A 21,233-nucleotide genomic window follows, 5' to 3' on the forward strand; every position below is an offset into this window, starting at 1 on the left:
ATCTTTTACTAGAAGTATGGTATCATAAATATAAATGAATGACAATCAGTCAGTTTTAAAAATTTTAAAAGGGGGCATAGAGATGGCTAGAATATCAAATAAAAAAGAGCTTATTTTAGAGAGTGCCTATCAGATTTTTAAAGAAAAAGGATTAGAAGATACACGTGTCTCCCAGATTGTGAAAGAAGCCGGGATTGCTCAAGGTACATTTTATTTATACTATAACAGCAAAATGGATGTTCTCCCGGATTTAGCACAGCAAATCATCTCCAATTATACGCAATACCTTACAGAGCATGGAGATATAGAAGCTGGGCTGGATGCTAATTTACGTTTGGCAATAGACCGTATTTTTGAAGTAAACCAAGAAGATAGAACTATTCCTTCGATTGTTTACGCAGGGATTACCAGAAGCGGGGATATCGATAAGTGGAGAGTCATTTATCGTCCATTATATGATCTGATTGCTGACTATCTGAAGGCTGCAAAAGCGAATGGAGAAATCCGGGAAGACATCCACCCCGACTATTATAGTGAATTTGTGATATCGTTGATTGAATCTACAGCCAGGGGCCTGATTTTATTTCAGCATTCCCCGGAGGAAGTGGAAAAGTATAAAGAAGAATTATCGTCCTTTATATTGAATGCTGTCTCCTGGACTCCAGTAAAAGTAATTTAAATTAAAAAGACTTCAATTCTAGTATTTTTTATAGAATTGAAGTCTTTTTATTAATCATTCGTATTAATCTTCTTAGCTTAATAATACTTCCTTTTCTGCTTCTAATTGCAATGCGTCATTCATTTCCTTGTTTAAATCAGCAAATAAATCAGGGTGATCGGATAATGAAACACCGTACGATGGAATCATTTCCTTGATTTTCGGCTCCCATTTTGTGAAATGATGCGGGAAGCAGCGTTGAAGCACATCAAGCATGACGTCAACAGAGACAGATGCTCCAGGGGAAGCGCCGAGTAAAGCCGCAATCGAACCATCTTCTGCAGTGATTACTTCGGTCCCGAATTGAAGGGTCCCTTTTCCGCCTGTATCCGTATCCTTAATAACCTGTACCCGCTGACCAGCAACTACAATATCCCATTCTCCACTCTTGGCATTAGGAATGAATTCACGTAAGTCTTCCATTCTTTTTTCATCTGACAGGAGCACCTGCTGAATAAGATATTTTGTCAGGGCCATTTCTTTCGCTCCGGCTGCCAGCATAGTGGTTAAATTATTTGGCTTGATAGATCCGAATAAATCCAAGTTTGAACCGGTTTTTAAAAACTTCGGTGAAAATCCAGCGAAAGGACCAAATAATAAGGAGCGTTTTCCGTTAATAAATCGAGTATCTAAATGCGGGACAGACATTGGCGGTGCACCGACTTTTGCTTTTCCATAAACCTTCGCGTGATGCTGTTCAACAACTTCCGGATTATTACAAACCATAAATAATCCGCTCACCGGGAATCCGCCAATATGCTTTGATTCCGGGATATTTGTTTTCTGTAATAAAGGCAGGCTGCCGCCTCCAGCACCAATAAATACAAATCGTGCTTTATGATAAGAAACTTTGCCGTTGAATAGATTCTTAACTTTCACTTTCCATAATTGATCTTTCGTACGTGTAATCGATTCTACCTCATGCTTAAAGTAGAGCCGTGTTCCACCTTGTTCCTCCAGCTGATCAAACAGTTTTCGTGTTAAGCTTCCAAAGTTAATATCTGTACCTGACTCAATTTTGGAAGCGGCAATAGCCTCATTATCATTACGTCCATCCATCATAAGCGGGATCCATTCTTTTAATTTTTCTTCATCATCCGTAATCTCCATGCCTTCAAATAATGGATTATCCTTTAGAGCTTCTACACGTTTCTTTAGAAATTCCACATTTTTTTCGCCTTCTACAAAGCTTAAATGCGGCACGTTTTGAATAAAATCACCAGGGTTTTCTAATATACCTTGTTTCACCAGGTAAGACCAATATTGTTTCGAAAGTTGAAATTGTTCATTTATTTTTATTGCTTTCGTAATATCAAGCGTGCCATCTGCCTGTTCCGGTGTATAGTTCATTTCGCATAGAGCCGAGTGTCCTGTGCCGGCATTATTCCATGCATCCGAACTTTCCCGGGCAGTCTGGTCAAGTTTTTCAAAAACATTAATCTGCCATTCCGGTTGCAGTGTTTTTAATAAGGAGCCAATCGTGGCACTCATGATTCCACCACCGATTAAAATGACATCTGTTTGATTCGTATCTTTCCTCATCATCGTCACAAACCTTCCTAAACTAAAATTCTTGCATGTATACTCTTACAAAATAGAATTCTCTAAAAATAACGGTCCAGCTGTTATTTAAATAAACAGTTACCCATATTAATCTATTATACTCCTTTTTGATAAAAGAAAAAAGATGTTTCACGTAATCGAATGATTATAAGGGCGAATGAAGGGGGGAAGAGGTCCTGCTGATACAGGAGGGAGATGGCTGCAAAAAAACTGCGAAAGCTGATCTATTTTGCATCAGCGCCCGCAGTTTAAGATGACTTCTTCCGATAAAGGGGAAGCGTACAGCACCGGAAGGAGCCTCCGGATTTAATTATTTCAGAAAAAGGAACTTCTATAATATGGTAACCAAACTCTTTCAATAGATAATTTACCCGTTTATTTTCAGGAAGGCTGATTACCTTTTTATCTCCAATAGACAGGATGTTTGGCGCCATACTGAATTGCTCTTCTTTAGTTACTTCGATTAATGTATAATGTTCGTTCAGCTTTTGATAGGCAGCTTCACTCATCCCATCCCGGTAAATTAATGCGTACCCGTCCTCCAGGATATTAAATACACAATCCAAATGAAGAATATCCTCTTGCAGTGGCACAGCAGTAATCTCCAGATGAGGGAATTGCTCACAGAGATAATCGATTGCAGCCTGATTTGTACGCTGGCTTAAGCCAATCCAAATATGATTGCTGTCAAGAATCACATCTCCGCCCTCTATACTTGTATTGGAAAAAGAAGTATAGTCCAGCTGTTCGTCACGCAGCCACTTTTTTAAAAGAATGGTTTCTTCCTTGCGAATATCCCGGTCCATATTAGCCGCGAATAATGTATCATGAAGTGTAAAACCAACGTCCCGGGTAAAAACTTGTTCATTTAAATTTGGTTTTGCCGGGAGGGAGATGACTTCGACATCGTTATCCTCCAGCGTTTTTACAAAGAAATCATGTTGTTCGGTAGCTTTTCTTATATCAATATTCTCGTTTGCATAATAAGCCTGTGTTTCATTAATAACCGTTGTAATTTTCATATAATCTGGCGGGACAACGATGACTTGCTGTAATGGGTCAAATTCATTTTGACAGTGAATGATATATTTTTCATTTTCCTTATTATCCATATAGACTGTGCCCCCAATTTTTCCTTTAGGTAACTTGTTTCCGTAAATTTATTATATGTATTAAATGATGATGATGCAACGAACTTGGTAGGACGAGTAATTGCAGCAATGTTGTCAGGTTAATGATTTTTATAAAATTTATATTTGATACAAGTAGGTAGCCATAAGACTAACTAGCGTAGTGTTTTTCCGTAGCGGTCGATTAACCTGACAACATTGGTAGTCCCAGTCCCATACCAACATCAATGCTTAAAAACAAAATTGGTCATTCATAACATTATCCGCGGCTTAACTAGCAGTAAAAACTCCATTGATATGGTTCAAGAATCTTTAAGAGATCATACCTTTAAGCAGATATCCTTAGGGTACTAACTTTTAAGCTGATGAGGCAGAAATAAAGTTAGACGGAATAAAATATCACTTTATCTTATTATGGCGCAGTTTGCTAAAAAAATCCATCTATCGTATGTTATGATGAAAATGATAAATTTGTATCGGGAAAGGGGAATGGATAGTGAAAAAAATAAGTTATCTGTTGTTTATTATGCTTTTATTCCTATTTATCAGTGCATGCGGCAATGGTGAAGATGAGGATGTGCAAGGGGAAACACAAGAAGAAAATGAAGAGGCAGAACAAACCGAAGAAGTGGAAAATGAACAGACGGCAGACGGGATACCTGAAGATGAAGAATTATACGATGTGTTGACAGCAAATTTAGAAGCTTTTAACGAAAAGGATATAGACGCGTATATGGAGGGAATTCATCCGGAATCTCCGGATTTTGAAACGTCCAGAGAGCAGATAGAAAGTTTAGAGGGCTTAGATATAGAATCGGACATTATCGAAATGTCTGTGGAAGATAAAGATGATGCTTCCGCCAGTGTCTATATTGAGCAAGATACTTATTTTCATGACGGTATGGGCGAAAATAATCGCTTAGAAGCTACACATATTCTGGAAAGAGACGGCGATGATTGGAAGATATATAGAACAGTTCCAATTAATGTGACTACGATTGATGAAAACGGAGAAGAGATAGAATCGTCAGAAGCAGCAGGACTTCCTGAAGAATCAGAAGCGGAATCCATGGATGATTTGGAAGGGGAATATACGGACCTTATCAAAGATTTAGATTTAAGCGCTATAGATGAGGAAGTATCTATCTATTCATATGATGAAAATATTAATTATGGCATATTGACATTTGCTTTTCCAGAAGATTATGATAAACAATTAACCGTTGAAGTAATGGTTGATGAAGCTACACCTGATACAATAGAAAGTTATGCAGCTAATGTGGAGGCCGGTTATGAATTAGAAGATTCTGAAACAAAGATTTTGGAACAGGATGATAGCCAAGTCATTTATTTTGTTTCTTTACCTGAAGATATAGATGGATATTCAGAACATGTGCAGCTGGGCAGAGCGTATGTAGATGATAATAACTTGCATGTTGTGCAATATAACAAATTTGGTACACATGAGATGGATGATGATGAAATAGATACATGGGTGGACGCTTTGAAGGAAGTTGAATAAGGGAACAATATGAAAATCTCCTCGTCACGAAAATGGATAACGGGGAGATTTTTCTAGATTTCCTTCTTTTTCTTTTTAGAGGCTTTTTCATTGGGAATGTACTTCGAAAAGTGTACGGCAAAGATAAGACACACTAAGGCAAGTCCCCATGCAACTACGCCGCTCCAATACAGCTGCAATTTAGCCCCAATGTAGATAATAAGAATACTTACTAAAAAAAGAATTAATGTTAAATACCGTTTCATCTTCCTTCCCCCTAAAAACTGAACACAACGATATATATGATGATTATTATATAGTTTTTCTTTATCTATTTTAATCTATACAAACAGTATAAAGGATATGTCAACTATCGTCATGATAAAAGCCTTTTTAATATATGGATAACCTCTTATTTCTGTAAATAATATTTGTACAATTTGTAAATTAATCAATAAAACCTTTTCTAAAGTATATTTTTCTGACCACTTTTGATAAAATAACGTGGGAGTAAAGAAATATGAAGGAGTACAAGCATACATGGATTGGAAAAATTTATATCGAGGTTTAATTATGGGTTCCGTTGAGGTTGTTCCCGGGATAAGCGGGGGAACAATTGCAGTATTATTAGGCATTTATGAACAGTTGATTGCATCAATAAGCGGTTTTTTCAGTAAGGATTGGAAGAAGCATCTCAGCTTTTTAGTTCCGTTAGGGGTCGGTATGGTTACAGCCATCTTTTTATTTGCCAGAGTGATTGATTGGCTGTTTACACATTACCCGACGCAAACGCAATTTTTCTTTTTGGGACTGGTCATTGGCGTAATTCCTTTCTTATATCAAAAGGCTGAAGGGAAAACAAAATTTCAGGCAAAGCAGTATATACTGCTGATTATTGGGTTTATTATTGTTAGCGGACTTGGAATTTTAAACCCGAATGAGGGACAGGTTATTCAAGATATTAATACAGATACGTATATCTTATTATTTATCGCAGGATTTATCGGCAGCAGTGTCATGATTGTGCCGGGAATTAGCGGGTCTATGATAATGATGCTGCTTGGTGTATATCCAACGATAATGGCTGCCATCAGTAATTTTCAGTTTTCTATTATCTTTGTGGCAGGTGCAGGGATTGCACTTGGATTTATTTTCATGAGTAAAATTATTGCTTATTTTCTAAGGAACTTTTTTACAAGTACTTATGCTATTATTATCGGGCTTGTTGTCGGCGCTGTTACCATTGTATTTCCAGGTGTCCCGGCAGGTGCCGGAAGTATTATTGTGTGTATCCTTTTATTTATAGGCGGATTAATTGCAGCATTGGCATTGGGCAGATTAGAATATAAATAAAATGGAATTGGAGAGATGATGATGGAAGCAATTAAAACAGAAGCAGCATTTCAAGAAATTATTCAAAGTGAAAAACCGGTAATTATAAAATTCTTTGCAGACTGGTGTCCTGACTGCAAGCGTATGGATATGTTCATCGGCGAAGTTATGGAAGAATTCAACGGCTATGACTGGTATGAAGTAAATAGTGATGAAGTATCCGGATTAGCAGAAAAATATGAAGTAATGGGTATTCCAAGCATTCTGTTATTCCAAAATGGAGAGAAAATTGCTCATCAGCATAGCGCGTATACCAAAACGCCGGATTCTGTTACAGATTTCTTAAAACAACATCTAGGCTAGCAAGCTTTGGCAGCGGGCTTAGACCATGCTTGAATTAAACTGTTTCCCAAAAGGATTGAACGAATAGACAATTCTGCTTGATAAAGCAGAGCGATTTACGCAGGTAATTATTCATTCAGCTGTTTTGGGGACAGTTTTTTTGTATAATTATTTTTAACGAATGCCAAGTTTTGGTTTAGAAAGAAAGGAGCACGGTCCATGTCAGAACGAATACTTATTGTCGAGGACGAACAAAAAATCAGCCGTGTTTTGCAATTAGAATTAGATTATGAAGGCTATGAAACCATTGTAGCAGCAAACGGAAAACAAGCGCTGGAATATATAGAAGCAGAAGAATGGGGACTAATTTTATTAGATATCATGATTCCTGAATTAAGCGGTCTGGAAGTATTAAGAAGAGTCCGCAGACAGGGAAATGAAACACCGGTTATTTTACTGACTGCTCGTGATGAAGTATATGATAAAGTGAACGGACTTGATCTTGGAGCGAATGATTATATAACCAAACCGTTTCAAATTGAAGAATTGCTAGCCCGTATCCGTGCGAATTTACGGAAAACCGTTCAGAGCGGGAGCAGTAATGAAACATTGCAGGTAGGGGATTTACAAATTGACACAGCTGCGCATGAAGTAACCCGGTCAGGCAACATGATTGATTTGACACCCAGGGAATATGATTTATTAGTCTGTCTATTGGAAAATAAAAATAGAGTATTGACGCGCGAGCAATTGATTGAAAAGGTCTGGGGTTTTGATTATATTGGCGAAACAAATGTGGTGGATGTCTATATCCGCTATCTGCGTCAAAAGATAGATAAAGGATATGATAAAGTATACATTCAAACAATACGTGGAGTAGGCTACTCGATTAAGGAAGGAAGCCAATGACATTACGTAAAAAAATTATCTTATTTTCATCTGTTTTTATGTTTCTGGTGATTGCTATTTCACATACGGCGATTTACTTTCTATTTTACCGGACGGCTTCCAATGGAGAAATCGATCAGCTGCAAATACAGGCAGATGCTTTAGTATCTACCATTTCCGAAAATAATTCCTTATCGGAAGAAGCAATGGGGGAACTGTTAAAGGCTTATTTGCCAGCGAACGGAATTATTCGAATTATAAATGAAACAGAGAGTGATGTTCTTCCTGTGCAGACAAAATCAAATCGATATACAGACTTGAGTGTAAGTTATACAACATCAGAAACAAGTCGTATTGTCCAAGACGACAACACTGGAAGCAATTTTGCGGTTATCGAAAAACCAATCATTTGGGAAAGTGGCGAAATTGTTACAGTTCAGGTAGCGAATGAACTGGTTTATTTAGATGAAACAATGGGGACATTAACATACGTGCTTTTATTCTCCAGTGCGGTGATACTGATTCCAACTATTATAGCGAGTATCGTTTTGAGCCGCTTTTTATTAACACCGATTCAAAAGTTAAAGGATACCATGCGGCGGAACATCCTTAATAAAAATTGGCAGAAGATTGATGTAAATAAGCGTTCTAAAGATGAGCTTTACGAAATGGAAACCACATTTAATGAAATGATTGATTCCTTAAAAGAAAACTTTGAGAAGCAGGAAATCTTTGTATCTAATGCATCTCATGAATTAAAAACGCCCATTCAGATTATTAAAAGCTACGCCCAGCTTATTGAACGGCAAGGGAAGAAGCGTCCGGAATTACTGGATGAATCTGTAGGAGCCATTGATTCAGAGGCTGACCGGATGCAAAAGCTTGTAGAGCAGCTGCTATTATTAGCGAAGCATAAGAATGAGGACCAAAAGGAAGCAGTAGATATACAAGCGATAGTTGAGCAGGTCATTCATACCTTCCAGAAGGCGTATCCTGAAAGGGCTATTCGTCTTGAAGCAGAGGCTGGAAATTATGACGCCTTTGGTAATATCGAGCAACTAAAACAAATCCCATATATATTAATTGAAAATGCATTGAAATATAGTGAAGAAGCAGTTCTAATCACAATGCATACAGATACAGAGAAAACAGTGATTCAATTTAAAGATGATGGGGAAGGCATTTCATTGGGAGAACAGGAGAAGATTTTCGACCGTTTCTACCGCGTGGATCGTGCGAGAAATCGAGAAACCGGGGGAACTGGTCTGGGATTAGCTATTGCTAAAGAAATCATTGAAAGACATGACGGGAAAATCACCGTGGAGAGCGAAATTGGCCAGGGGTCAACATTTACTTGGACACTTTCCAAATAACGTTTTTCTCATCAAATTCTAATCTAATTATCATGCTTTCATAACAACTGCCGTTTATACTAGAAAAAAAGGGGGGGTAGGGCGTGCGTAAAAATATAATCTGGGTGATCAGCGGTCTGATTGTCCTTGGTATTATTGGTTTAACCGTATATCAGACTAATGCTACATCTTCTAATCCGGATCTAAGCACAGAGGAAATCAGTAACCTTGTCACTGCCCAATATCCCGGTCAACACACAGAACCTGAATTGAGTGTGGAGAATGGGGAACCGGTTTATCAGATGGAAATCACGCAGAATCAAGGTGTCTATTCCTTAAAATTAAATGGAGATACAGGGCAGGTAATTGATTTGACAGCTACGGAAAAAACAGCTGAACATCATCAAGAGAAAGAAACAGAAAACGATACAGAACCTGCAAAAGAAGATAAAAATGAAAATCCAGAATCAAATGAGGACACAGAAACTGCCGAAGAAAAAACAGACAGTAATGCTGATAATCAAGCGGCAGAAAATGATGCTGTGATATCACATGAAGAAGCAATGGAAATTGCCAAAAAAGAATTCCCAGGAGAAGTCACAGATCTGGAAATGGATTCGGATGACGACATTTTAGTTTATGAAATCGAGATTATCAATGGAGAAGATGAAGCTACGATTGAAATTAATGCTTATACGGGGAATATTATTACGATGGAAATTGATTTAGATGATTAAAAAATATTATAAAGAAATCCAAACGTATTCTCTTTGAAAGAAATGTGAGAGGTAAACGTTTGGATTTTTAATGAATGAAGAATTTTAGTTGGTAATATGACTAATAAATAGATTCTGTCTCATTCCAAAATAATTCTTTTGGCACATAAGCGTAACCTTCCATCAAACGCCGGGAGGTTCTAGCTACAGCTGTTTTGTTAAACTGAACCAGTTGACCATTGTCTTTACAGTCGATAGAAAATTCCATAGCCCCAGATGGGTGGCCAATAATAACTTTATTATAATAAGGATTAGTACTGCATTCATAAACTATGGTTCCCGTCAATTTTGCAGCAGCTGCTGTACAGATTCCGCCAGTAACGGGAAATGTTTTATGCATTTTTTGCATAGACATTGCGCGAGCTGTTAAATGAATTGTTTGATGCTCTATGGTATCTCCATGTATATTTGTGTATGTCTGTGACGGAGAAACCATAATAATTTTAGGGCTTGATGGGGTCACCTTTGTCGCCTCTTCCGCACTTTCTACAAAACCTATTTTTTTAGCAGCGGCTGAACGGATTATTTCCAAAGTATTCAGCTGCTTTGCTGTTAAATCAGTATGCATCTCTGTTCCAGTAAGACCTAATTGCTCCGCTTGAATAAATACTGCTGGTGCAGCTACATCAACTATACTGACATTAAAATCTCCCGCTTTTGTATGAAGAATTTCTTTTCGGTTATCTGTAGGAAAAAGCTTCCCAGTTTTTGCGCCATCAGCATGAAGAAAATTTAAATCTATTTTTGCTCCTTTTCCAGGGACACCATCGATAGTGTAATCTCCTTCAGATACTGATTTTCCAGAGCTGACTGGAACACGAGCTTCAATTATCGTATTTGTATTTGTATTAAAAATTCTTACCTTTGTGTAGGGTTTTTGTACAGCAACCAAACCTTCATCGACGGCGAAAGGCCCAACACCGCTTAAAATATTTCCACAGTTTGAATTATAGTCAATTTTCCCTGTTCCAATGCCAACCTGTCCAAATGTAAATTCGATATCTGCATCAGGTCTAGTAGAGACACTTATAATAGCCAGCTTGCTAGTTAGTGAATCTGCTCCTCCTAATCCATCAATTTGTCTTTCATCTGTCCCGCCATAAATGGAAAGAATTACTCTGTCCCTAACTTCTGGATCATCAGGTAAATCGTTTTTTAAGATAAAAACACCTTTGCTTGTTCCACCACGTATAATTACTGAACGTATCTTTTCATAATCTCTCATAAATCATTCTCCTTTGCTTAAAATCCTAGTAAATTTGTCGGCCAATAAATATCAAGAGCTGAACTCAACAGGGAGACGCAAATAAGAACAAAAGCTACAGAAATCCCGGCTGATAGCAGTTTCATTTTTGATTCGAAAATTAGGAATGTAAATAAGAATATAATAGTTGCTAACAATAATCCTCCGATAAAAATAAGTAATAAGTAACCAATCACCCATCCGATATATTTAAGCGGTTTTAATAAAGGGAGAATTGTTTGATTTTCCTCTTCTTTCTTTTGTTTATAGATTGTCAATACCTGAGCGATGAAATAAACAAACGTTAATATTACACCAGCGATAGAAATGTAGAGAGGGAAAAATTGTGCTAATTTACTAAAGGTTAATGCTTCAATTAAAGTAAATGTAAATAAGGAAAAAAGAAACCCGCTAAAAATAAGATTAAGATAATCTTTGTTCATTTTATATTCCCCCTTCACTTTCAAATTTTTTACTAAAACGTTTCATGATTGTTCCTCCTGCAAGAAGAAGCACGATAATAACAGCAAGTGCAATGACTAGTGGATTTGTAAGCCATTCCCATCCATACCTTTCAATGGATATCCAGTAATATCTTTCAGCAGGCAGGGCGAGCACAAAACCAATAAGCAATGGAGGACGAGGCCAATCTAAGATTGTCATAATATAACCAAGTAAGCCGATAACAACAAATACAATCAAATCTCCCCATGACATCGTACTTTGGTAGGCACCTACCACCAATAAAACTACAAGAAAGGGAACAATTTTTTCTCCTGGAACTAAACTGATTTTGGAGATAGGGCGAACTAACAACATACATAATAATGCACCGAAAATATTTGCAAATACAAGCGTCCATACAATAGATAAGGTTACAGGAAGATCGTCAGACAACATTTTCGGTCCTGCTTCCAGCCCCATGAGTGTAAGCCCTCCCAGCAGGATTGCGGTAGTTCCACTGCCTGGTATACCGAAAAGTAATGTTGGGACAAGAGAGCCTCCTTCTTTAGCATTATTGGCACTTTCTGGAGCAATTACGCCTCGGATATCACCGCTGCCAAAATAATTATTTTTAACGGTTTTTTGCCCTGCACCATAAGCAATCCAGTCGACAACGCTACCGCCGAGTCCTGGAATAAATCCGATTAGAACACCAATAACTGCACTGCGAAATACTAAAAATTTATTTTTCAGCGCATCCATAACTCCCTTTAGAATGCCGCTTTGCAATTTAGCGTGACTGGATACACTTCCTTTGTCTGTTAGCATTGTAATAAGAATCGGGAATGCAAAGATAGCCATTGCAACAACGGGTAAAGAAACTCCTTGTGTTAAATAAAGTGTATCCAATGTATATCTGTACTCAGGAACTGCCGGTGCGCTTCCTACAGCACCAATAAGCAAACCAAGAATCCCAGAGATGATTCCTTTTATTGGTGATTTTCCTGCTAATAATCCTGCCATACTAAGACCTAACATTGTCAGCATGAATAATTCGGGTGAGCTGAATGAGGTAATTAATGGTCTGGCAAAAGGAATTGTTAAATAAAGCGCAATTCCGCCAATAACACCTCCAATCATGGAGGAGAAAAAAGATGCTCCCATTGCTCTGGCAGCTTCTCCTTTTCTCGTTAACGGGTATCCGTCCATAATGGTTGCTTGAGAACCTGAGGTTCCTGGTATTCCTAACAGGACGGAAGGGAAGGTATCTCCTGTATGAATTACAGCAATCATTCCAATTAAAAGAGCCATTCCAACATATGGTTCCAGTCCGAAAACGAACGGAAGCAGTAAAGACATACCAACTGTTCCGCTTAATCCTGGCAGTAATCCAACAATGACTCCAATTCCAATACCTAAAAACATATAGATTAGTCTTGAAGGATCTAATACGATCATTAAGGCTTCGATTGCACTTTCTATCATGAAATTACTCCTTTCTATAGCTTATTAATGTCAATATCATAATGGAGTTGTAAATATTCAATAATCCATTTTTTGGTACCTGATGAAATGGAGAAGGACTGTTCAATTTGATTATTTAATTCCTCTCCCACAAAGGCATCATATCCTTCAAGAATATCCTGTGATTCTTCTTCAAAGCTCGTATCTTCAATTAAATTTTCCATCCCTTGCTGCAGTATTTTTTGGGAATGGTCTGGTGCGTCTTTGTGTACCCAAATAACTTTGTTTAAGCTATAGGAAGCAGCCACGGTTTGCTTATAAGCTTCCCATGCTTCTCCGCTGGGTTCTGTTCCATAGATATCGATATAAATTTCTTCAATAGTAGGAAGTTCGGGAAATTGCGGATCTCTGATAAGGTTCCCATCTTGATCAACTTGACCTAAACTATATAAAGGAACCGCATTTCCTTCTTCTACTAAATTTTCTACATTACTTTTATAGGCAGAAGTGGTTTGGTAATCAATATTGCTTTCTCCTTGTTCAAAAGCAACACGTGATGGACCACGTCCTTCATAACCTAATACAGCTTTGACATCCATCTCTAGAACTTCAAAAGACAGCAGGGTTACCAAGTCCAGCCCAGTTGGCGAAATGCCTGCATAATATAGTTCATTCTCTAAAGAGAGCAAGTTTTCCATTCCGTCCTTTGCAAGTTCCGGTTTTGTATAAACGATTCCCCCTGATGGAGCACCTATTAATGGGGTGAAATCATCTAAATCATAATCTACAGAAGACTGCTCCAATATAAACGGAACGTGTGACGAGGCACTGGAGGTAAGAATATTGAATCCATTTGGTGAACGAGAATTAGCATATTCATTCGTTCCGGTAATACTTGCACCACCAGGAATATTTTCTACTTGGACTCGGGGCTCCCCTTCAATATGTTTGGCGAAGTAAGGTGTCATAAATCTAGCAAAAACGTCTGTTCCTCCTCCAGCCTGAAAAGGAACAACAAACGAAATCGTTTCTCCATCATAAGAAGTACTTGCATTTTTATCATTCTCTGTTCCTGTTGCTTCCATGGTGTTACAGCCTATTAACATGACACTCATCAAGAGTAATAAGATACAAAAAAGATTTATTTTCAAAAGATTCATCCCTTTCCAAATAATGATTGTTTTTATAGTAAACGCTTTCAGGGGATAAGTAAAATAATGATATTTTATTTATCTTCATAAAAAAACTTGATAACCTATGACGTTTTCTACATAATGGGATTTAAATAAACCCAGAGGAGGAATAAGGTGGAACAAAAAGATTGGATTTTATTGAAAACGCTTCATGAGGAAAAAAATATGACTCGCACTGCAGAAAAATTATATGTATCTCAACCATCTTTAAGTTATAGACTCAGAAATTTAGAAGAGAATTTAGGGGTAAGAATATTTTTTAAAACAAAAAATGGAGTAGAATTTACTTCTGAAGGAGAGTATTTAGTAAATTATTCTCAAGAAATGCTTAAACAGTTTCAGTTTGTGAAAGATACGATGAGTAATATGAAAGATGAGGTGTCTGGAACCCTGCGAATTGGTGTATCCAGTAATTTTGCCCAGTACTTGCTGCCAAGAGTATTGAAGGATTTTTCTAATAATTTTCCGAATGTTCGGTTTAATGTTAAGACTGGCTGGAGTACACAGGTTATTGAATTTCTTAATAATTCCAGTGTTCATGTAGGCATCTTAAGAAGTATACGAGGATGGCATGGAGAAAAAATACTTTTAAAGAGAGAAGCGTTATATCTTATTTCTAAAGAAAAAATAAATATGGATTTTTTACCAGAATATCGCTTGATTAATTATAATACTGATAGCTCGTTGAAAGAGAGCATCACAACCTGGTGGGCAGATCAGTTTTCTGAACCTGCGAATATTGAAATGGAAGTAGATCGGCTTGAAACATGTAAAGAAATGGTGAAAAATAATTTGGGTTTTGCTATTGTCCCGGGGATATGTTTGAAACAAGATGATGATTTATACCAGCAGGCAATTTATTTTAAAGATGGAACATTGGTTACAAGAGAAACCTGGCTTGTTTATAACCAATTATTTGAAAATTTATCAGTAGTTAAGCATTTTGTAAACTATTTAAAACAATGGAATGAAGAAGATTAAATTTATTTATCGTCTTATTAAAGAAAAAAGTATTAGACGTTTATTAAAAGATAAATTATGTTAAAAGCCAAAGCATGAAAAGGAGGAAAAGAATGGCATTATATAAACTTGGTTTATTAGAAGGAGATGGAATTGGTCCAGAAATCGTCCATGCAACTACTCGTGTAGTGAATGCAGCTCTTAAAAAGCAGGAAGTTGAGATCAAATGGGTCCAGCTTCTAGTTGGCTGGAAAGGAATTCGGGAAGCAGGGCACCCGCTTCCCGATGAAACGATTGCAGCTTTAAAGCAATGTCATGGCTGGATTTTAGGGCCACACGACTCTGCTTCTTATCCTGAGAGGTTTAAAGCAATACGTAATCCCAGCGGGGAATTACGGCATCGATTTGATTTATTTGCAAATATTCGTCCGGCAAAAACGTTACCTGGCATTCATGGAGTAGTGAAGGAAGCGGACGTGATTATTTACAGAGAAAATACAGAAGGTTTTTACGTGGATCGGAATATGTTTCAAGGGGCAGGAGAATTTCAGGTTACCAGGGATGTTGTACTTACTACAGGGGTCTTCACCCGGCAAGCTATTGAAAGAATTGCTCATGCTGCTTTTCAAAAAGCGATGCAACGAAAAAAAAAGGTAACCATTGTTCACAAAGCAAATGTAATTCGTATGGGGTCAGGCATGTTTTTGGAAGTATGTAAAGAGGTTGCGAAGAATTATCCAGAGGTGCAAGTAGATGATTATCATATAGATGCAATGTGTGCCCATATTGTTCGGCGAATGTCAGACTTTGATATCATTGTAACGGAAAATATGTTTGGAGATATTCTATCTGACTTAACTGGTGAATTAATTGGAAGTTTAGGGCTTGCACCTTCTATTAATGCTAATAAGGACGTTGCCATGGCGCAAGCAGCTCATGGATCTGCGCCGGATATAGCAGGGAAAGACCTTGCTAATCCAATCGGGATGATGCTTTCTACTGCTCTTTTATTAGAATGGATGAGCAAAAGATTTGCTGATTCCAGATTAAAAGAGGCAGGAGTAATAATAGAAAAAAGTTTATATCAAACATTAGCTGATGGTATAAAAACAAAAGATTTAGGAGGAAATAAAGGAACCGGGGCTTTCACAAATGAAGTATTAACAAGACTCAAGTCATAAAAAATTTTTATTAAGTATGCTAAAAAAACAGTATTTTATTTATCTTATAAGAAGTATTATACTCAGTGTAAATTATAAATAATTTATGGGAGGACAATATGAATAGAAAAGATAACCAGAAATTCGATGTAGTTGTTGTAGGCACTGGAAATGCGGCACTTTGTTCAGCTATTGCTGCGAAGGAAAATGGAGTTAATGTTCTTGTTTTGGAGCGCGGACCCAAGGAGAAACGTGGTGGGAATTCATTTTTTACAGATGGAGCAATACGCTTTGCTTATCATGATAAACACGCATTAAAGCCTATTTTAACGCAATTAACCTCTGAAGATTTCGATAAAATAAGTATGCCGGAATATCAAGAAACGGACTTTCTCCAAGATATTATGGCAGTCACAGAAGGAAAAAGTGACCCCGAGCTATCTAAACAATTAGTTGAAAAATCTTATGAGACAATTGAATGGATGAAGCAGCAAGGTGTAGGATTCGAACTGAATGAAAACCAGTCATTTGATAACAATGGCGTCCGTCAGTTTTGGGGAGGATTGCCTGTAAAAACATATCGTAAAGGTATCGGATTAGTTGAGGCTTTATTTCAAAAGCTGGAAATGCTTGATGTAGAGATTCAATATGATTCACGAGCTCTTCAACTAGAAATTGAAAACAATAAAGTAAGTGGTGTCATTGTTGAGGAAAATGGGTTAAGAAAGAAAATTCCTGCAAAGGCTGTGGTCTTGGCATGCGGCGGCTTTGAAGCAAACAAGGAAAAGCGTATAAAGTATCTGGGCGAAGAATGGGGGGAAGCGATCGTCCGTGGAAGTGAATTCAATACGGGTGATGGGCTGGACATGGCAATAGAAGCGGGCGCACAACCTTATGGTGATTGGTCAAGCTGCCATGCACATACCACAGATTTTCAAGCTCCAAAAGTTGGTGATTATAAAAAACCTGGTGATATTTACAAGAAATCCTCGTATCCTCTTGGTTTAATTGTAAACGCAAACGGAGAACGTTTTGTTGACGAAGGAGCAGATTTTAGAAATTACACTTATGCGAAATATGGAAAAGAAACACTTCGTCAACCAGAACAAAAGGCGTTTCAAGTATTTGATAATCAGGTACGCCCATTGTTAAGAGCGGAATATAATCTAGAAGAAGCCACCTGTATAAAAGCTGACTCAATAGAAAAATTGGCTGAAAAAATAGGTGTAGATAAAAATAAATTTTTAGAGACTATAAGAGATTATAATGATGCTGTACAGGATGGAGAGTATAATCCGGCAATCAAAGATGGTAAGGGGACAAAAGGAATTACACCTCCGAAAAGCAACTGGGCTTTGTCTTTTCAACAAGCGCCATTCTATGCTTATCCAGTTACTTGCGGAATTACCTTTACTTTTGGAGGCATTCAAGCCAATAAGCACAGCAAGGTATTAGACGAAAATCAAAATCCAATTCCGGGATTATTTGCTGCAGGAGAAATGATAGGCGGTCTATTTTATGGAAATTACCCTGGTGGTTCAGGTTTAATGTCTGGGGCTGTTTTTGGGAAACTAGCAGGAGAGTCAGCAGCAAGTTATGCGGAGCAATTTGATGAAGTAATCAGTAAATAAGCAGTTGACTTGATAAAACAACAAAGCTAATATCCAAATAACTGTAATGTCTATTTGAAGGTTTTTTCCTAATAACTTATTTCTCATGAAATTCTAATCTTACTCAAAGGCTGTTTTCATTATTAACGGGTAAGATGTAGTTAATAAGAAATAAGGAGGAAAAATAAATGAATAAAAAAATTGGAATGTTTGCTGGAGCGGTTGTATTAGCAGGAGTTGTCGGAACAGGAATTTACCATGCAGAAGCGGCAAGTTCAAGCGAAGGGGAACCGCAAATTGTTGAAGCAGGCAGCTTAACCATGGAGGACGCAACGAAAAAATTAGAAGAAGAATATCAAGGTAAGGTTAAAGAAATGGAACTGGATCGAGAAGGAGATAAGTCCTTTTATGAAGCAGAAATTATTGTCGAAAACCACGAATATGATGTGAAGATGGATGCTGAATCAGGTGAAGTGGTTTATGAAGAAATAGACGATAAGGATGGACATGATGATGACAGAAATGATGATGATGTAAATCTGGAAGAGAACCAGCAGGACACAGCGGCAGCAAATGAAAACAATGATAATAAAGAGAATGTCATTACCCAGGAAGAAGCAATCCAGATTGCAAAGCAGGAATTTGATGGTGAGGTTACAGAGATGGAATTAGATTATGACGATGGCAGATATGTTTATGAGCTGGAACTTGTTAATGGAGAGCAAGAAGCAGACTTTGACATTCATGCTGAAACAGGAGATATTCTATCTTTAGAAATCGATTATGAAGATGATTGATAAAAAATAAACTTAAAATACAAATGGTAAAAAGGAGGGCGATTTTAGTCCTCTTTTTTTTTGGCAGTTAAAAAAGTATAAACTTTCTTACTGCATAAGTGTAACTAAGGTTGTCACCTAAAGGCTTGGTGACAACCAGATTTTCTTACGTAAAAAAGTTTCATATATGAGGAAAAAGGGTAATAAAAAATTGATAAATGATATATGAAGGGATTGATTAGGAGGATTTGTATGAAAAAGGTTACATTATTCATCAGCGAAGGAAGTCAAGCATCGGATAAGGTAAAAGCATTTCTAGATAAAAATGATGTTACCTATGAACTAAAAAACGTAACAAAAAATAAAGCATATTTAAAGGAATTACAGGAAATGAAGATTTTTGGGACACCCACACTGTTTATTGATGAGAAGAAAATAGAGGGAAATCAAGAGAATAAAATTCTTTATGAATTAGGATTAGCTAATAATTTGAGTGAGGATGCTTATTTTTTTGAAAATGAGTCCAAAGATGATTAAGGGCTATGCACGTATCAGCTTTCATTTGCATAAAATGGTAGTAATCTAAAAGTAAACGTAATGGTTCAATTATAATAATGAAAAGAGCCCAATCTACCGTGGTCTTAGACGTTCAGGGAATGCCTCGAAAAAAACAACTACCATACAGTATATGTCATAATAGAAATTCCTTTTCCCGAAGCGTCATTATAAAAAGGCAAAAGAAGGTGAGAAATGTGCAATATCGAAATTTCCCCCCTAATGAATTTAGTAGAAATAATCCTTATGCACCAGTTTCTTCAACTATTAACCAGCGTAATGATAGACAAGAGCTTACTCCATATGAATTATTTTCAAAACCAGAATTACCAACACAGTATTTAATGTCGCAGCAGCAAATGCAGTCACAGCCGGGCGCGGGTGCCGGCGGAACAAATGAAAATAATCCGTTTAATTTTGATACAATGATTAGCAAAGTAAGTCAGTTAGCAAGTACTTACCATCAAGTTTCCCCGATTGTGAAGCAATTTGGTACGTTTGTAAAAGGATTCATGTAGGTATATATCAGCCTGATTTAGAAATGATAAGGTTAACCTCCTGAGCTGTGTATCACAGGAGGAGATTCCATTGAGTTTAATTTTATAAAGGGAGTAGAAAATCATGATAGGATGTTTAATTATTCATGGGTATACTGGAGGGCCCTATGAAGTGGAACCATTGGCAAATTATTTAAGAGACAGCACGGATTGGCATATCGAAGTGCCGACTTTGCCTGGTCACGGGACAGAATTAAATTTGAAAGATGCTTCGTATAAGAGATGGATTCAAGCAGCGGAAGAAGAACTTCAGAAACTGATTGACCAGTTTGATACCATTTATGTTATCGGTTTTTCTATGGGCGGGATGATTGCTTCCTATTTAGCAGCTAAATATAATATTGCTAAGCTTGTCCTGCTCGCCACATCTGGTAAATATTTATCCTTAAAGCAGATAAGCTTAGATGTTGCTGCAGTAGTTGGTGATGGAATACGCGGACATCTAAAAGAAAATCAATTATTCAATCACTATAAAAGAAAAATGGGCGTTGTGCCGTTAAAAGCGCACTTTGAATTTATGAAGCTGATCCGGTTTACCAGAAAATATCTGGATAAGGTTAATTCTCCAGTATTAATTGCCCAAGGACAGCTTGATGGCATGGTTCCTTATAAAACAGCATATTATCTTGATAAAGAAATTCACTCTGAAAAAAAAGAAGTTGTCTTTTTTGAAAGATCCAAACATTTAATTTGCCTGGGGACTGATAAAGACACATTAAACAATATGGTTTATGATTTTCTGATGGAATCATCTGCATAAAAAATGCTGGGACAAACTCCCAGCATTTTTAGTGTATTTTAATAATTAATTTTTGAAGAAAGAAATAACTAGTGCACCTTCTCCGCCGTATGTGGAAATAAGCGGTCCTGATTCTTCTATAATAGCATCGTAAAAAGCGTATGTGCTGCGGATTTTCTCAAGTACATTTATCGCTCTATCTTTATCCCGGCAATAGGTCATCGTGATGATTTTATTCTCGGTATTTTGTGTGTATTCACCAATTTGATCAACGAATCGTTTTAAAGATTTCTTCTCGCCGCGTACTTTTTCTGCAACATCAATAGCGCCTTCCTCTGTTGCTTTCATCAATACTTTTATATTTAATGTCTTTGCGATTTTTCCCTTTATTTTTTCTAAACGGCCGCCAAGAACAAGATTATCTAAACTTTTTAATACAAATAAAGTCGCAGTTTGTTCAATGCGTTCTGTTAAATGATTGACGAGCTCTTCAAACGCGTACCCTTCCTCGATTTTCTTATTTGCTTCATGCATCAGCAGGCAGATACCGCAGGAAGCCGTCTTTGTATTAAGCACCTCAATAACGCGCTCAGGCTCTTCTTCTAACAGCATATTTTTTCCTGCTACAGCATTTGCGTATGTGCTGCTTATTTCATTAGATATACTTAACATCAGAATCTGCTTTTCCGGCGGGATTTTTTTATATGCTTCATAAAAATCGGAAGGGCTCGGAGCTGCTGAACGGGGAACCTCTCCTAATTCCTTTACTTTCTGATGAAATAATTCAATATCCATCGTTTGCCCGCTTTTGTACTGGCCGTCACTAAAATGAAGGTATAACGGAACGATTTCTACATGGAGTTTGTTTTGTAAGAATAGAGGCAGATCAGCAGAGCTGTCTGTCATGAATTGAATTGTCATTGATTCACC

Annotated in this window: 22 protein-coding genes; 14 read left to right on the forward strand and 8 right to left on the reverse strand. The window is 37.2% G+C overall.

The features are described 5' to 3' along the window. The first annotated feature begins 82 nt into the window (after positions 1 to 82). Positions 83 to 679: a TetR family transcriptional regulator gene (locus tag MKY65_RS05450; protein WP_339183033.1), complete on the forward strand. Its 597-nt coding sequence runs from the start codon at positions 83 to 85 to the stop codon at positions 677 to 679. A 72-nt stretch (positions 680 to 751) separates the two neighbouring features. On the opposite strand, the gene mqo is transcribed toward MKY65_RS05450, so the two are convergent. Then, positions 752 to 2,260: a malate dehydrogenase (quinone) gene (mqo, locus tag MKY65_RS05455; protein ID WP_339185131.1), complete on the reverse strand. Its 1,509-nt coding sequence runs from the start codon at positions 2,258 to 2,260 to the stop codon at positions 752 to 754. Positions 2,261 to 2,529: 269 nt separating this feature from the next. Next, positions 2,530 to 3,393, reverse strand: a complete 864-nt coding sequence (locus MKY65_RS05460; protein ID WP_339183035.1) for an arginine deiminase family protein — start codon at positions 3,391 to 3,393, stop codon at positions 2,530 to 2,532. A gap of 514 nt (positions 3,394 to 3,907) precedes the next feature. On the opposite strand from MKY65_RS05460, the gene MKY65_RS05465 reads away from it, so the two are divergent. After that, positions 3,908 to 4,933, forward strand: a complete 1,026-nt coding sequence (locus tag MKY65_RS05465) for a hypothetical protein (RefSeq protein ID WP_339183036.1) — start codon at positions 3,908 to 3,910, stop codon at positions 4,931 to 4,933. 53 nt (positions 4,934 to 4,986) lie between these two features. Here the strand turns inward: MKY65_RS05465 and MKY65_RS05470 are convergent, their stop codons facing one another. Next, entirely contained in the window at positions 4,987 to 5,178 is a 192-nt protein-coding gene (locus MKY65_RS05470) for a hypothetical protein (protein WP_339183038.1), read from the reverse strand. Between the two features lie 274 nt (positions 5,179 to 5,452). Here MKY65_RS05470 and MKY65_RS05475 point away from each other — a divergent pair, with 274 nt between their 5' ends. The 5 genes from MKY65_RS05475 (at position 5,453) to MKY65_RS05495 (ending at position 9,563) form a co-directional block, all read left to right on the forward strand. Further along, the gene (locus tag MKY65_RS05475) at positions 5,453 to 6,265 is read left to right on the forward strand and encodes a DUF368 domain-containing protein (protein ID WP_339183040.1); all 813 of its coding nucleotides are present in this window, start codon (positions 5,453 to 5,455) and stop codon (positions 6,263 to 6,265) included. Between the two features lie 21 nt (positions 6,266 to 6,286). Then, positions 6,287 to 6,607 (forward strand): thioredoxin family protein, encoded by a 321-nt coding sequence (locus MKY65_RS05480; RefSeq protein ID WP_042532366.1) that lies wholly within the window; start codon positions 6,287 to 6,289, stop codon positions 6,605 to 6,607. A gap of 198 nt (positions 6,608 to 6,805) precedes the next feature. Beyond that, positions 6,806 to 7,495 carry a response regulator transcription factor gene (locus MKY65_RS05485; RefSeq protein WP_339183042.1) on the forward strand — a complete coding sequence of 230 codons (690 nt, stop codon included), beginning with the start codon at positions 6,806 to 6,808 and terminating at the stop codon, positions 7,493 to 7,495. Continuing rightward, positions 7,492 to 8,847 carry a HAMP domain-containing histidine kinase gene (locus tag MKY65_RS05490; protein ID WP_339183043.1) on the forward strand — a complete coding sequence of 452 codons (1,356 nt, stop codon included), beginning with the start codon at positions 7,492 to 7,494 and terminating at the stop codon, positions 8,845 to 8,847. Before MKY65_RS05485 ends, MKY65_RS05490 begins: the two co-directional genes overlap by 4 nt. A gap of 83 nt (positions 8,848 to 8,930) precedes the next feature. Further along, positions 8,931 to 9,563, forward strand: coding sequence for a PepSY domain-containing protein (locus MKY65_RS05495; RefSeq protein ID WP_339183045.1), 633 nt, complete (start codon positions 8,931 to 8,933; stop codon positions 9,561 to 9,563). A gap of 100 nt (positions 9,564 to 9,663) precedes the next feature. Here MKY65_RS05495 and MKY65_RS05500 read toward each other — a convergent pair whose 3' ends face one another. From MKY65_RS05500 to MKY65_RS05515, 4 genes are read right to left on the reverse strand one after another with little or no spacing between them, the layout of a single operon-like run. Further along, positions 9,664 to 10,827: a PrpF domain-containing protein gene (locus MKY65_RS05500; RefSeq protein WP_339183047.1), complete on the reverse strand. Its 1,164-nt coding sequence runs from the start codon at positions 10,825 to 10,827 to the stop codon at positions 9,664 to 9,666. Positions 10,828 to 10,844: 17 nt separating this feature from the next. Continuing rightward, positions 10,845 to 11,288, reverse strand: coding sequence for a tripartite tricarboxylate transporter TctB family protein (locus MKY65_RS05505; RefSeq protein ID WP_339183049.1), 444 nt, complete (start codon positions 11,286 to 11,288; stop codon positions 10,845 to 10,847). A 1-nt stretch (position 11,289) separates the two neighbouring features. Next, complete coding sequence (locus MKY65_RS05510; protein ID WP_339183051.1) at positions 11,290 to 12,774, reverse strand: tripartite tricarboxylate transporter permease; 1,485 nt, start codon at positions 12,772 to 12,774, stop codon at positions 11,290 to 11,292. 14 nt (positions 12,775 to 12,788) lie between these two features. Then, on the reverse strand, positions 12,789 to 13,904 hold the full coding sequence (locus MKY65_RS05515) for a hypothetical protein (RefSeq protein ID WP_339183053.1): 1,116 nt from the start codon (positions 13,902 to 13,904) through the stop codon (positions 12,789 to 12,791). A 156-nt stretch (positions 13,905 to 14,060) separates the two neighbouring features. Between MKY65_RS05515 and MKY65_RS05520 the strand changes: the two genes are divergently transcribed. The 7 genes from MKY65_RS05520 to MKY65_RS05550 all read left to right on the forward strand — a co-directional run bounded on the left by MKY65_RS05520 (position 14,061) and on the right by MKY65_RS05550 (position 20,324). Next, positions 14,061 to 14,927, forward strand: a complete 867-nt coding sequence (locus MKY65_RS05520; protein WP_339183055.1) for a LysR family transcriptional regulator — start codon at positions 14,061 to 14,063, stop codon at positions 14,925 to 14,927. Positions 14,928 to 15,019: 92 nt separating this feature from the next. After that, positions 15,020 to 16,087, forward strand: coding sequence for an isocitrate/isopropylmalate dehydrogenase family protein (locus MKY65_RS05525; protein ID WP_339183057.1), 1,068 nt, complete (start codon positions 15,020 to 15,022; stop codon positions 16,085 to 16,087). A 98-nt stretch (positions 16,088 to 16,185) separates the two neighbouring features. Continuing rightward, positions 16,186 to 17,697, forward strand: a complete 1,512-nt coding sequence (gene tcuA, locus MKY65_RS05530; RefSeq protein ID WP_339183060.1) for an FAD-dependent tricarballylate dehydrogenase TcuA — start codon at positions 16,186 to 16,188, stop codon at positions 17,695 to 17,697. A 167-nt stretch (positions 17,698 to 17,864) separates the two neighbouring features. Next, the gene (locus MKY65_RS05535; RefSeq protein WP_193064398.1) at positions 17,865 to 18,473 is read left to right on the forward strand and encodes a PepSY domain-containing protein; all 609 of its coding nucleotides are present in this window, start codon (positions 17,865 to 17,867) and stop codon (positions 18,471 to 18,473) included. A 231-nt stretch (positions 18,474 to 18,704) separates the two neighbouring features. Next, complete coding sequence (locus MKY65_RS05540) at positions 18,705 to 18,989, forward strand: glutaredoxin domain-containing protein (RefSeq protein WP_339183063.1); 285 nt, start codon at positions 18,705 to 18,707, stop codon at positions 18,987 to 18,989. A gap of 215 nt (positions 18,990 to 19,204) precedes the next feature. Then, positions 19,205 to 19,525, forward strand: a complete 321-nt coding sequence (locus tag MKY65_RS05545; protein WP_193064396.1) for a hypothetical protein — start codon at positions 19,205 to 19,207, stop codon at positions 19,523 to 19,525. Positions 19,526 to 19,628: 103 nt separating this feature from the next. Further along, positions 19,629 to 20,324 (forward strand): alpha/beta fold hydrolase, encoded by a 696-nt coding sequence (locus MKY65_RS05550; protein WP_193064395.1) that lies wholly within the window; start codon positions 19,629 to 19,631, stop codon positions 20,322 to 20,324. A gap of 45 nt (positions 20,325 to 20,369) precedes the next feature. Here the strand turns inward: MKY65_RS05550 and MKY65_RS05555 are convergent, their stop codons facing one another. After that, positions 20,370 to 21,224 carry a DegV family protein gene (locus MKY65_RS05555; protein ID WP_339183067.1) on the reverse strand — a complete coding sequence of 285 codons (855 nt, stop codon included), beginning with the start codon at positions 21,222 to 21,224 and terminating at the stop codon, positions 20,370 to 20,372. Between the last annotated feature and the right edge of the window lie 9 nt (positions 21,225 to 21,233).

This window comes from Oceanobacillus sp. FSL W7-1293, assembly GCF_037969815.1.
Taxonomy (GTDB): Bacteria; Bacillota; Bacilli; order Bacillales; family Amphibacillaceae; genus Oceanobacillus; species Oceanobacillus oncorhynchi.

What these genes read in the sequence shown, in the direction of transcription:
- mqo (WP_339185131.1), bottom strand. Translation starts at nt 2,260, where the DNA reads ATGAGGAAAGATACGAATCAAACAGATGTCATTTTAATCGGTGGTGGA.
- MKY65_RS05450 (WP_339183033.1), top strand. Translation starts at nt 83, where the DNA reads ATGGCTAGAATATCAAATAAAAAAGAGCTTATTTTAGAGAGTGCCTAT.
- MKY65_RS05535 (WP_193064398.1), top strand. Translation starts at nt 17,865, where the DNA reads ATGAATAAAAAAATTGGAATGTTTGCTGGAGCGGTTGTATTAGCAGGA.
- MKY65_RS05510 (WP_339183051.1), bottom strand. Translation starts at nt 12,774, where the DNA reads ATGATAGAAAGTGCAATCGAAGCCTTAATGATCGTATTAGATCCTTCA.
- MKY65_RS05490 (WP_339183043.1), top strand. Translation starts at nt 7,492, where the DNA reads ATGACATTACGTAAAAAAATTATCTTATTTTCATCTGTTTTTATGTTT.
- MKY65_RS05550 (WP_193064395.1), top strand. Translation starts at nt 19,629, where the DNA reads ATGATAGGATGTTTAATTATTCATGGGTATACTGGAGGGCCCTATGAA.
- MKY65_RS05500 (WP_339183047.1), bottom strand. Translation starts at nt 10,827, where the DNA reads ATGAGAGATTATGAAAAGATACGTTCAGTAATTATACGTGGTGGAACA.
- MKY65_RS05480 (WP_042532366.1), top strand. Translation starts at nt 6,287, where the DNA reads ATGGAAGCAATTAAAACAGAAGCAGCATTTCAAGAAATTATTCAAAGT.
- MKY65_RS05460 (WP_339183035.1), bottom strand. Translation starts at nt 3,393, where the DNA reads ATGGATAATAAGGAAAATGAAAAATATATCATTCACTGTCAAAATGAA.
- MKY65_RS05505 (WP_339183049.1), bottom strand. Translation starts at nt 11,288, where the DNA reads ATGAACAAAGATTATCTTAATCTTATTTTTAGCGGGTTTCTTTTTTCC.
- tcuA (WP_339183060.1), top strand. Translation starts at nt 16,186, where the DNA reads ATGAATAGAAAAGATAACCAGAAATTCGATGTAGTTGTTGTAGGCACT.
- MKY65_RS05555 (WP_339183067.1), bottom strand. Translation starts at nt 21,224, where the DNA reads ATGACAATTCAATTCATGACAGACAGCTCTGCTGATCTGCCTCTATTC.
- MKY65_RS05540 (WP_339183063.1), top strand. Translation starts at nt 18,705, where the DNA reads ATGAAAAAGGTTACATTATTCATCAGCGAAGGAAGTCAAGCATCGGAT.
- MKY65_RS05485 (WP_339183042.1), top strand. Translation starts at nt 6,806, where the DNA reads ATGTCAGAACGAATACTTATTGTCGAGGACGAACAAAAAATCAGCCGT.
- MKY65_RS05525 (WP_339183057.1), top strand. Translation starts at nt 15,020, where the DNA reads ATGGCATTATATAAACTTGGTTTATTAGAAGGAGATGGAATTGGTCCA.
- MKY65_RS05475 (WP_339183040.1), top strand. Translation starts at nt 5,453, where the DNA reads ATGGATTGGAAAAATTTATATCGAGGTTTAATTATGGGTTCCGTTGAG.
- MKY65_RS05470 (WP_339183038.1), bottom strand. Translation starts at nt 5,178, where the DNA reads ATGAAACGGTATTTAACATTAATTCTTTTTTTAGTAAGTATTCTTATT.